The following is an 11,185-nucleotide window of genomic DNA, read 5'->3' on the forward strand; positions in this document are numbered from 1 at the left end:
CTTGGATTAGCCGGTTAATCCGGCAATTTTCCTTCAATTGTGCGCTCCACAATGTGGACGGCAAGTACCACCGGCATGGGAGGACCTTCGATATGCTCAATGGTTTGCTTAATTTCCTTCAGGTTGCGAAGCTCCACCCGGCAGGAGGCACAGTCCTGAAGATGACTTTGGATCCAGTCAGCCCCAGGGGGATTGATTTCTCCGTCCAAATAGGCCGACAACAGTGATTGAACGTGCGAACAGTTCATAACTTCACTCCCAACATGTGATCTTTCAGCAATCTCCGCAATTGGACCCGTCCGCGATAGATCCGGGAACGGACCGTACCCACCGGGCAGGACAGGATATCGGCGATTTCGTCATAGGAGAGATCAGCCATGTCGCACAGGACCACGGGCAGTCGAAACTCGGGCGGAATCATCAGAAGCGCCTGCGACACCGCGCGCTGAAGTTCCATCTTCTCCATGTTTTCATCCAGCGGACGACCAATCCCTTTTAGGGTCTGTCCGAGGGGTGTTGGCGAATCCAAGGGAGCGTCCAAGGAAAGGGTGGGGCGGCGGTATTTCCGGCGCATGGCATCGTTGAAAAGATTGCGCATGATGCGGTAAATCCAGCCTTTGAGGGCTCGGGGACGCTGGAGGTCCCATTGCTTCCAAACTTTGAGGAATGTCTCCTGGACCAGATCCCGCGCATCGGGTTCTTGCCCACCGGTGATCTGAAGCGCCATCCGGTAGGTGAGGTCTCCATAGTTCTGGAGCAACTCGCCAAATTCCCAGGTCTTCCCGGTTTTGAGTTCTTCGAGCACGGTCATTACAGACGCTCCAAGGGTGAAAATCGTTCCATTAAAAATAGATGCTTTTGAGTCATGCCGCAGTTTATCAGGAGGGGGCTGACCGATATGCCACAGGTTGGCAATAAAACTGCCTCGAATTGTCACGGTTTTACACCAAGCAGAGGGAACGACAGGAAAGGCTATCCTTAACGGAAGGGGAGAGGCAGGGAGGGGGCGCTAAGAGTCACCATTTCACCTTTATGCCACCCTGGATGGCTTGGTTGGTCTGGGCGGAACCGATGGTGGCGGTGTAATCGGCGTAGGCTTGCAAGTCTTTGTAGAGGTCTGCGCTTCCGTTGACACCTATCGTGGCGGCGTTGCGGGTCCTGGGGGTGCCCTGTACCGTGAAAGAACCACTGCCCGGCGCATCTACAAACTGCGCTGAGACACGGTTTTCTGTATTCCCGAACTCATGCAGCCAGGCCGTGCTCATCCCCAGCGTTACGGGATGGGCTGACTGCTGGAGCAAGGACCGGTTCAAACGTATGCCCAAGGCTGAAACCAGGGAATCCAGTGTTACTTCCCCCACATTCAAATCCAATCCAGCCGCGCCGGACTCGGTAAATCCCTCTTGCCTGAGATGACTCTGCCGCAGTGACACGGAGGGCTCAACGCTCAAGCTTTTTCGGAATTTGAACTCGGAACCGCCTTCGAGGTAGGTAGTTACGACATGGCTTTGAAAACTGGCGGTGGTTTGCCCGTTTATTCCAGTGAAAGCGATATTCCGGGTACTGTTGTTAGAGACCCCGCCGTAGGCCACGGAACTCTTCAAAAACCAAGACCCCGGCGTATAACGGCCGTAGATCCCTGATTGAATCAACGTGCTCTGGCCGGACATCGCTCGATCGTCGACTGTTAGACTCGTCCGGGCATACCCTCCGGAGAATCCGACTAACAGAGCGTCGGCTAACGGGTAGTCGTAACCCGCTTGAAAACCACCGGTGGCCGAATGAGCGGCCGGCGATCCGATACCGGGATCCCCGTCAATCGAGTCAAAGAATCCCACCCCGCGCGACCAGAGGCCCGCCGCAGTTGTGGAACTCGCCCAAAGGGCGGCACGCTCATGCATCTGGTCCGTAAAAAGGGCGGTGCCGCGAAGTCCAAACCCCGGGAAGTACGCCAGGCTGTCCCCGCTCATTTGATCCAGGGCCGATCGGGCCTGGACAGGAGGGAGGTCGGAAATGGCGTTATAAACTCTCACTAAACTCGCGCCGGCATAAATTTCGGAAGCATCGAGCGCAGCGCCGACGCTCCGCTGGTTGATAGTTTCCCCAAGCATCCGGAAATAAGCTGTCAAGAGAATGTGAACCCATACGTCCGTAGGGGTGTATTCGGCGTAGACCGAAAGATAGGCCGGGAACGAAGACGTGTCAATGGCCAAGAAAACTCCGGTGACTGATCCGGCCGTTAACACGTCGTATAGGCCGATAACGGGGTCCAACGCAACGAGGTCCAAGGTACTGCCGGTGAGGTTGGCGTTTCCGGACACCCTCAAAACCGTTGCGGAGGAGCCGTTGATGTTGATTCGGAGCATTCCCGATCCGGAATAGCTGGCGGCGCTGAGAGCGCCAACACCATTAACCCCCGGGGTCACAATGCCGTTGTTGATCAAACCACCCAGACTGCCGGAACCGGACAAAATGCCGCCGGATTGGACGATGGCATCCCCGACAAGCGAGCCGGTCAGGTTCAGCGTGCCTGCCTGTACCGTCGTCAGCCCGGTATAGGCATTCGCACCCGACAACGTGAATGTTCCATCGCCCACCTTTACCAGGGATCCTCCGCTGCCGCTGATGACACCGGAGACCTCGGTGCTCGAATTATTGCTGCCAACCGTTAGGTTCTGAGAACCCAGTTGAAATGAGCCAGACCCGGCCATCGAACCGGCGGTCAAAGTAAAAGTCGTGGATCGCAGGCTGAAATCGACAACCCCGCCATTATTAATCAGGGTGGCGTTGCCTGAGGTCGAAGAATCTAGAAACATGACATAACTGGTGTTGTCGTTGGCAATAATCGTTGCATTCCCGCCTGTTGATTGCGCACGAAATTCTGTATAGCCGTTATTTGTGACAATCGTGGCGTTAGCAGCAGTTGATTGGTCATAGAACTCAATTAAGTCTTGATTTATTATCGTCGCGTTGCCTGCAGTAGCGTTCATAAGAAAGTTGAGATTGCTTTGGTTGTATATGGTCGCATCCCCGGCACCGGCAGAATAACTAAAAGACATATATTCTCTATTTTGAAAGGTTTGCGTCATCGGCGAGTTATTGATAATTCCTGGACCATTGAACATTACGTCCGAATCATTTAAAAAAGTATAGGCGGAGGCTCCTGCATTAAAGGTCATCCCGTTCAATTGAGAGCCGCCGGCCTTAAGTGGAATAGATATTGCATACGGAACAGCGGTGTTAAAGACGGCGATATCATCAGGAACAATTCCTCCGTCCCAATTCGCGGCATCGATAAAGCTGCTGCCAGGACCCACCCACTCGATGGGCGCTGCCCAAACAGGAGTCATCTGCAATAGACAGATGCCGGTCAGTAACAGGACTATCCCGAAGCGCTTCATATCTTTGGCCTCAGCACAACATGCGACCAACCGATCTTGATCTGAAGCTGGGCCGTAAAAGTCCACAGGCCTGACGGAAAATCAAACGCCGCTCGGCGGGACAGTTCGGGGATGGCCACTGACTGGGGATAAGGATTGGCCGCATAACGGCTCTGCAACACAACCGACACCAGCCGATCCGGGTAAAGATGCAACCCAGCGCTGAAAAGAGGGCTCCAGGTCTTTTGGATAATCTCGCCTGAGGCTTGTGTGGAACCTGTCGGAACACATATGTATTGGATCTTTGACGACGTCAGCGCAACCCCTCCGCCAATCTCCGGCACCAGCATTCGTTGTTTGCCGTGAGGCAGCTCTCCCATGAGCGCTAGCGTGGTCTGATATCGAAATACCAAAGACGCTTTCGTGGTTGAATCGTTGGAGGCTGGCAACGCCTCTTGCGCCTTTTCCCCTTCCAGAGACGGCAGAACCCCGCCTTCCAGATACAAGAAAGGGGCAATCCGGTATCGAATGGCTACAGATAATTTGAATGACGAATTCGTTTGGGGAAGCATCGTTGCAGGGCCTAATTGCAGTGTGGCCTTTGTTCCCCGGAACTGGCGCACCATGACCATCTGTTTTTTGGCGGCGACTTCCAACTGCGCCTTCTGGTACTCGGCCTGGATGCGGCGAAGATTGACTTGGGCTTCGTGGGCGATTTCAGTCGGAGCAGCGGGTTTACTGGCCAGGATCTGCGAATAGAGCTGCTCGGCTTCTTTGGTTTTTCCCAGCCGTTCATAACAACCGGCCATGCGCAACCGGGCTTTCGAAACCAACCTGGGACCGGCGCCAGGAGCCTCAATCACCTGCTGATAAAACTGGACGGCGGCTTCCAAATCCCGTTCGCCGGATTCCTTTACGAGCGCCTTCTGCAGTACCTCTTCGGCGCGCTCAGCACCCCACACGACGCAGGGCTGGAAACCCAACGCCAAAAAAATGACCGCCAGGATCGCGCAGGTTGTTCTAGGTTGTTTTATCGGAGACACGATCATAGTCCTTAAGACCTATTTTATCGGGTGAGTGTTACACCCGTATTTTTCTTATGTAACATTTTGATTACAGCGGAGGAAGGCGTTTTTGATCTATAAAATAAGGTGATTTGAGAGGTGCCGTAGCGGAATCTTCAGGCGATAAATTTGTAGCCGACCCCGTGGATGCTGACGATATACGCTTCCGCGTTTTTGGGGGACAGCTTCTGGCGTAGTATCGCGACGCGGTTATCAACGGTTCGAGTGGTTGGCATTTCCTCATAACCCCAGATTTCCTCCAGGAACTGCCGCCGGCTGACCACCTGTCCGCGGTAACGGATGAGAAGCTCCAAAATTTGAAACTCCTTCGCGGTCAGGGCGATGGGCTGGCCGTTCCGGATCGCTTCCATACGCTTGAAATTAACCGTTACATCGGCAAAGGTGACCTGCTCCACTTTGCTGAGCTCGCGCTTGTGACGCCGGAGCAGCGCTTTCACCCGGGCGATCAATTCCATGGAACCGTAGGGTTTGGTCACATAATCATCCGCTCCCTGCTCGAAACCGACCACTTTCTCCACCTCCTGGCTCCGTGCCGTCAGCATCAGGATGGGAATGTCCGAGCCGTCCTTGCGCAGCGACCGGCAAACGTCATAGCCGCTCATTTTGGGCAGCATCAGATCCAGGATGATGAGATCGGGCTGCAGTTTCTTCGCCTGTTCCAGACCGTCGACGCCGTCCTTTGCCGTGGCCACCGAATAGCCTTCCAGCTCCAGATCGCTGGACAACAACTTGAGGATTGTCGAGTCATCCTCAATCACGAGAATGCGAATCATCTTCTCCTCCTTGCACCAGCGGAAATTCCAGACAAAAGACGCTGCCCTGGCCTGGCGCGCTTTCGACCCAAATGTTCCCTTGGTGTCCTTCGACGATATGCTTCACCATGGCCAGTCCCAGTCCGACTCCTCCGATAGATGTGTCGCCCGCAGCCTGCTCTCCACGATAGAACTTTTCGAAGATCTTTGGCTTTTCTTTTTCCGGAATACCGATGCCGTAATCTTGAACAGCGACCCGGCCGCGATCCTGCGTCCGCGTCACCCGGACATCGATCTGACGGGATTCCCCCGAATATTTCATGGCGTTGTCCATTAGGTTCAGGAGAGCCTGCAAGAGAGACCTCCGGTCCCCACGGATGGAAATGGTCTCTGGCGCCAGATCCAAGCGCACCGCAAAACCATGGGCCTCTGCTTTGGCTTCAAAATGATCAGAAGCCTCTTGGACGAGTGCTCCCAGATCCAGCCGTTCCAACCGGTAGATTTTCTTTCCAGCCAGCATTTTGGAGAAATCGAGGACGTCTTCGATCAGCAGGCGTAACCGGCTGGTTTCCTTCCCCAATAAACCGTAAAACTCATTTCTCTCCTCCTCCGAACGGTAGCGTCCCAGGCTGAGGCGTTCGCCGATGTGGGAGATGGCTGTCAGGGGCGTCCGCAGCTCATGGGAGACATTGGCTACAAAGTCCGCCTTTAAATTCGCCGCCTCTGTCTCGCGCCGCGCGGCCCGTCCTATCACGATGATGCCGGTCACGATGACCACAAAAGAAAACCCGACCATGCCGCCAAAAATCCAGCGGCGCCGGCGTGCGAGCTGGTCGCGCTCCGAAGAATTCGAATCCAAGAGCCGGAAATACAGCGGTGGGTCGACGGGGTTCACCGGGTGCTGAAAACCGGGCTTCGCGGGTCCGCCCCCCTCATCGATTTCCGCCTTAAGGCCGAGGGGACCGGCCAGTTCAGTCATGGAATGTTCCACCATTGGCCATACGGAGCGTCCCGGCACCAGCGCAACAAGCCACCCTTGCCGACGATGGCTCTCCGGGGACAGGATCGGCGCGACCACGGCGAGGTGTTCCCGCGATCCGGACAATTGAAGAACGCCCCCTTGTTCCGACCATCCGCGCTTGCGCAAACGCTCCGAAAGACCCGGCCAATCCTGTTTGGCGAAAGCCTGGCCGATGGGCTGGAGTTTCTCCAGCCGGCGCTCGAGCGCCAGAATCCGGTCCCACGGGCCGCGATGACCAGTGCCTTGGCGCACTTCCTGAAGCAGCGTTTCCTGCTGGGAGAGCGGGATCTTCCACCGTCCGAGAACCAAACCTTCATAGAGATCCTGCCGGAGTTCCTGAGCGCGCTCCCAGGACCCTTTCCTGTCATACAACTGAATCAAGAGCTTTCTGGCCAGGATCCCCATCGGATAACCGGACGGATCTGCGAGTTGGTCATATTCGTGAATCAATTTGAGATACTCCCGTTCCGCCAGGGAGTCCTGATGCAGTTTTCGGTAAACGACGGCGATATTCTTGAGCAGCGCGGCCCTCAAAGGGGTTTTGGACATCTGGGAATAAAGCGCCTGATAGCCTTGAAGGGCGTGCTCCAGATCCTTCTCTACGAATTCCAGATGTTCCAGACGGTCAATTTCCTCACGGAACGAACCCCATTCCAGATCAACAGGAAGGCTGTTTCCCGGAGCGGAAGCGGCCGTGCGCGGCGGGGGAACCAGCAGCTGGTTCTGATCGTCAAAAGCGAAAATATTTTCCACGGGGATTTCGTCCAGCCGCGAGGCTCCCAGAAGAAGCGGGGTCATCTTCGAGATGTCCAGTCGCACCACGCGAGGATCGCGGGCCAGAGCCTGCAGGGAACCCACCAGATCCGAAAGCTTTTCTGCGACTTTCTTTTCGATGAGAATCACGTCCGCCGCATAACGTTCTTCCGTCTGGCGCTGCAACAGCAGGTTCTCCATCTGGAGCGAACGCAACCCCAAATAGCTCAAGAACACCCCGGGCAATATGAGCCCTGCGGTTAATAGGACAATGAGCCTGACCGGATTTCGCATTTTAGACGGCATAAGAACAGTTTGTATTTAACGTCGGAAAAGCACTCTGTCAAGGGAAGAGCATACAAAGAAGAAACCATCCCTCATCCGGACAGGTAGGCACCCAAGATTCGTTCAGAAGGTGTTTGGCTGACGGTGAACGGCACGGGCGATGCCGTGGATCATTCCAACGAAAACGATTTTATGAAAAGGGTAGAGCAGGTACCAGGTCGCCAGCCCCCACAAACCGACGGGATCGAAGACGGCGGTCTGCCGGATGAGCGATCCTTGCCCGTCCGGTTCCACTTCGAACTGCAGCCAGGCGCGACCCGGCAATTTGAGTTCGGCAAAAAGCCGGAGCAGCCGGTCCGCTGCATATTTTTCAACCCGGTAGAAATCGACGGTGTCTCCGACGCGCAGCCACTCCGGATGCCGGCGGCCCCGGCGCATGCCGACTCCTCCCACGAGCAGATCCAAAAACCCGCGGAACCGCCACAGCCAGTCGCCGAAATACCAGCCGGTATCTCCTCCGATCCGACGGATCACCCGGAAGGCTTCCCGGGGACTTCGGTGGACGTGCGCCACCCGTGAATCCAGGATGCGCGTCCCAAAACGGACCCCGGCCCAGGAACGCTTCAGGCCGGCGGACGAAAGGGCATCCGACCAATGGGTCTGCGCAAAATCACTGTCTTCTTTAATGAGCGCCCGGCGGATCGCGTCATGGACGCCGCGCGGCCGGATAGGAAACACCTGCAGGGCCGAGGCATCGCGCACCACCGTGGCATGACGGAGACTGGTCACCAGCTGTCTCCCGACCCGGGCATAGATCGGTGTCACCAGCCCGAGCCAGAGACTGGAAAGCCTGGGCGTCAGAAAGGGAACGGAAATCAGCAACCGGTGCAACCCCCGCTGGCGCGCATACTCCCGCATGAGACCGGCGTAAGAAACAACATCGGCCCCGCCGATTTCATAAATCCGGTTATCCGGAACGGATGGATCGGCCGCGGCCAGCAGATAAGCGATCACGTCTTCAATCGCAATGGGCTGGGCAAGTGTAACCACCCACCGGGGCGTCACCATGATCGGCAGGCGCTCCACGAGCGCTCGGACCATCTCAAAGGAAAGGCTCCCTGAACCAATGATGATCGAGGCGCGGAACTCAATGACGGGAATGCCGGAGGCCCGGAAGATATCCCCGACTTCCTGGCGGCTCCGCAGATGGGATGAAAGGGACTCGCGGCTGTCGCCGAGGCCGCCCAGATAAATGATTCGGCGGATTTTAGCCCGGACCGCTGCTTCAGCAAAGTTGTGGGCGGCTTGCCGGTCGATGGTCTCAAAACCGGAACCGGCGGCCATGGAATGAACCAGGTAGTAGACGGTATGCACGCCTTCCAGCGCTTTTTCCAGCGAAGGGAGGTCCAGCGCATCTCCCTGAACAATATCCGTGTCCGGGATGGTCCGGACCTTCAGGCGTTCCGTCTGCCGGCAGAGGCAGCGCAGCCGACAACCGTGCCGCTCCATCGCCGCCAGAAGCCGTCCTCCGACGTAGCCGGAGGCGCCCGTTAATAAGATCAAAGGAGAAGAGGCCATCGAAGGATGGCTTGGATTATCCGAGATGGGTCCCAATCAAGTGACCAATGCCGAAAGTGATGCCAGCCGCGATCAGACCGATGCCCAATTGACGAAATCCCGAAATCCAGACGGATCGCCCGGTGATCAACGTGATCACCGCTCCAATCCCGAACAGCCCCAGCGCGCTGACCGCCAGGGTGACCGGGACGGCTGTCGTTCCCTGCAGGAACAGAAAGGGCGCCACGGGGATCATGGCGCCGGCGGCAAAAAGGAAAAAGGACATGAGCGCCGCTTCCCACGCGGATCCTCCCAGTTCATCCGGATCAATGCCCAGTTCCTCACGGGCCAGGGTATCCAGGGCTTTAGCTGGATCGCTGATCAAACGCTTGGCCAGATCGCGAGCCTGATCGGAAGGAAGGCCTTTGGCTTCATAAATCAGGGCGAGCTCTTCTTCTTCCTCTTCCGGAGCCACGGCCAGCTCATCGGCTTCCACCGCAATCTGAAATTGATTCAATTCACGGGAACTCTGAACAGAAATCCATTCCCCGATCGCCATTGAAAAAGCCCCGGCCAGAAGTCCCGCGATCCCGGTTACAAGAACCGACCGGCTGGACAGATTAGCCCCGGCCACCCCCATGACCAGGCTGAAATTGGACAGGAGTCCGTCATTGGCTCCCAGGACAGCGGCCCGGAGCGCATTCCCGCCGATCGCCCGGTGGCGGCCTTCCATCCGGGCCAGGGCATTCCCTTCCATGCCACGGGGTGTTTCTTGCGTCATCACCTGCAGAAGTCGCGCGTGAGACCGCTCATCCCCCGGCATCCCGGTCTGGCTCGATTCAGGCTGTGTGTCATACATCCCCTGGTCCGTCCGTTCGGCGGCCGCAATCATCGGAAGGACAGACCCCGGTCCAACGAACCGCGCCAGCCATACTTTGATCCGCGCACGAAGCGTGGGAGTCCAGGACACCGAAACACCTGCTTCGCGCATCTTTTCTTCCCAGAAATGGGCATGCTTCTCTTCCACCTTGGCCAGGCGGCGGTACACCTCCGCCAGCTTGGGGTGGGATTCGGCTTTCGCCATCGCCAGGTAAAGCGTCAGGCTGTCGATCTCCCCCTGAAAGTTGGCCCGGTATCGCGATAGGTCTTTCGAAGTACTCATGATGCGTTTTCGGTTTACAACTCCTGTATAGGACCGTCCGTGTGAATTTTACTCAAATTCGCAAGCAATTTACGAACTCCCTTTTTCTTGTTTGCTTTTTGTTTCCTTGTGAATGGATCGTATTGGTTTTATTGAAAGAATGGAAGAAAAAACACCCATGACAACCGAAAAAATCCACAAACACAACCCGGCGGAAGCGACGGGAAACAACCCCGAGGTCCCGACCAAACCTTTAATGGTTCTGGTCGTAGACGACGAACCCGGTTTCTGCCAGATGTTGAAGTGGGAGCTTACCAATCAAGGCATGCACGTCGAAACGGCAGTGGACGGGACCGAAGGCGTCCAACTGGTCAGCCAGAAAAAATTTGATGTTGTGATTACCGACATCACCATGCCCCGGATGGACGGCCTCAAACTCCTTCAGGAGATTAAAAGCATCTCTCCAGAAACGGAAGTCATTGTGGCCACCGGTTTCGCCGCCGTGGAAACCGCTGTTTTTGCGATGCAAAAAGGCGCCTTTGATTTTGTCTTAAAACCCTACAATCTGGAGCATCTGATTTCACGCGTCAAAAAAGCAGTTGAACGACTCTCCCGTTGCAAGACCTGCGGAAAATTTACCCATAACGAATAATCCATTGACAAAACAAACAGCATGCTGTAGGCTCTAAATGCTTCGGTTTTCGAACTATCTGAGGGATGATGGACTTAGAGCAAAAATCAATCGAACTGACCCGTTACATCGGCGCCGTTGTGGAGCGCTTCGCCATCAGCAGCCAGGAAACGCCGGACGTTTTTGACCTGCTCTCCAACCAGGAAGTCAACCTGATATTGGTTGCCGGGCGGAACGAGCCGGGCCCCATGAGCAACCTGGCGCAAAAACTGAATCTGTCCCTGAGCAGCGTTACGGGTATCGTCGATAGATTGGTAGATAAACACCTGGTTTGCCGGGAACGCTCAGAGGAGGACCGGCGGGTCGTTCGCGTGGGCTTAACCGAGGGCGGGCAGAAGATGTACGACCAGATTTTTCAGGCCCATTTGAAGATTTCCCGCGGGATGATGGCCATGCTCAATGAATCCGAACAGGACGCTCTTTTGGGGCTCATCCGGCGCGTCGCATCCGCTATTGATGAAAAAAAGGAGAAGTAATAAACCATTTTTTGGGTTTTATACTTCATGATTCGAATAGTTCA

General features: G+C 55.9%; 10 protein-coding genes. 2 read left to right on the forward strand and 8 right to left on the reverse strand.

Annotation, left to right across the window (positions count from 1 at the left end):
• Positions 1-14 precede the first annotated feature (14 nt).
• The 8 genes from WC859_03080 to WC859_03115 form a co-directional block, all read right to left on the reverse strand.
• Positions 15-248: a zf-HC2 domain-containing protein gene (locus WC859_03080; protein ID MFA5975130.1), complete on the reverse strand. Its 234-nt coding sequence runs from the start codon at positions 246-248 to the stop codon at positions 15-17.
• Complete coding sequence (locus tag WC859_03085; protein MFA5975131.1) at positions 245-811, reverse strand: sigma-70 family RNA polymerase sigma factor; 567 nt, start codon at positions 809-811, stop codon at positions 245-247. Before WC859_03085 ends, WC859_03080 begins: the two co-directional genes overlap by 4 nt.
• Before the next feature lie 205 nt (positions 812-1,016).
• A complete protein-coding gene (locus WC859_03090; protein ID MFA5975132.1) occupies positions 1,017-2,990 on the reverse strand; it encodes an autotransporter domain-containing protein in 1,974 nt (657 codons plus the stop codon).
• 407 nt (positions 2,991-3,397) lie between these two features.
• Positions 3,398-4,423 carry a tetratricopeptide repeat protein gene (locus tag WC859_03095; protein MFA5975133.1) on the reverse strand — a complete coding sequence of 342 codons (1,026 nt, stop codon included), beginning with the start codon at positions 4,421-4,423 and terminating at the stop codon, positions 3,398-3,400.
• A gap of 137 nt (positions 4,424-4,560) precedes the next feature.
• Positions 4,561-5,238, reverse strand: a complete 678-nt coding sequence (locus WC859_03100) for a response regulator transcription factor (protein MFA5975134.1) — start codon at positions 5,236-5,238, stop codon at positions 4,561-4,563.
• Positions 5,216-7,285, reverse strand: a complete 2,070-nt coding sequence (locus tag WC859_03105) for an ATP-binding protein (protein MFA5975135.1) — start codon at positions 7,283-7,285, stop codon at positions 5,216-5,218. Before WC859_03105 ends, WC859_03100 begins: the two co-directional genes overlap by 23 nt.
• A 114-nt stretch (positions 7,286-7,399) precedes the next feature.
• The gene (locus WC859_03110) at positions 7,400-8,854 is read right to left on the reverse strand and encodes an SDR family oxidoreductase (protein MFA5975136.1); all 1,455 of its coding nucleotides are present in this window, start codon (positions 8,852-8,854) and stop codon (positions 7,400-7,402) included.
• 16 nt (positions 8,855-8,870) lie between these two features.
• On the reverse strand, positions 8,871-9,995 hold the full coding sequence (locus tag WC859_03115) for a VIT1/CCC1 family protein (GenBank protein ID MFA5975137.1): 1,125 nt from the start codon (positions 9,993-9,995) through the stop codon (positions 8,871-8,873).
• 157 nt (positions 9,996-10,152) lie between these two features.
• Here WC859_03115 and WC859_03120 point away from each other — a divergent pair, with 157 nt between their 5' ends.
• Both WC859_03120 and WC859_03125 read left to right on the forward strand, forming a co-directional pair.
• Complete coding sequence (locus tag WC859_03120) at positions 10,153-10,626, forward strand: response regulator (protein ID MFA5975138.1); 474 nt, start codon at positions 10,153-10,155, stop codon at positions 10,624-10,626.
• Positions 10,627-10,694: 68 nt separating this feature from the next.
• Positions 10,695-11,141, forward strand: a complete 447-nt coding sequence (locus tag WC859_03125) for a MarR family transcriptional regulator (GenBank protein ID MFA5975139.1) — start codon at positions 10,695-10,697, stop codon at positions 11,139-11,141.
• Positions 11,142-11,185 lie beyond the last annotated feature (44 nt).

Source organism: Elusimicrobiota bacterium (assembly GCA_041660185.1).
Classification (GTDB): Bacteria; Elusimicrobiota; Elusimicrobia; order 2-01-FULL-59-12; family 2-01-FULL-59-12; genus JBAZWU01.

Excerpts from the sequence above, each read along its gene's own strand:
- WC859_03090 (MFA5975132.1), bottom strand. The coding sequence starts at position 2,990 with ATGAACGCTACTGCAGGCAACGCGACGATAATAAATCAAGACTTAATT.
- WC859_03085 (MFA5975131.1), bottom strand. The coding sequence starts at position 811 with ATGACCGTGCTCGAAGAACTCAAAACCGGGAAGACCTGGGAATTTGGC.
- WC859_03115 (MFA5975137.1), bottom strand. The coding sequence starts at position 9,995 with ATGAGTACTTCGAAAGACCTATCGCGATACCGGGCCAACTTTCAGGGG.
- WC859_03125 (MFA5975139.1), top strand. The coding sequence starts at position 10,695 with ATGGACTTAGAGCAAAAATCAATCGAACTGACCCGTTACATCGGCGCC.
- WC859_03120 (MFA5975138.1), top strand. The coding sequence starts at position 10,153 with ATGACAACCGAAAAAATCCACAAACACAACCCGGCGGAAGCGACGGGA.
- WC859_03100 (MFA5975134.1), bottom strand. The coding sequence starts at position 5,238 with ATGATTCGCATTCTCGTGATTGAGGATGACTCGACAATCCTCAAGTTG.
- WC859_03105 (MFA5975135.1), bottom strand. The coding sequence starts at position 7,285 with ATGCGAAATCCGGTCAGGCTCATTGTCCTATTAACCGCAGGGCTCATA.
- WC859_03110 (MFA5975136.1), bottom strand. The coding sequence starts at position 8,854 with ATGGCCTCTTCTCCTTTGATCTTATTAACGGGCGCCTCCGGCTACGTC.
- WC859_03080 (MFA5975130.1), bottom strand. The coding sequence starts at position 248 with ATGAACTGTTCGCACGTTCAATCACTGTTGTCGGCCTATTTGGACGGA.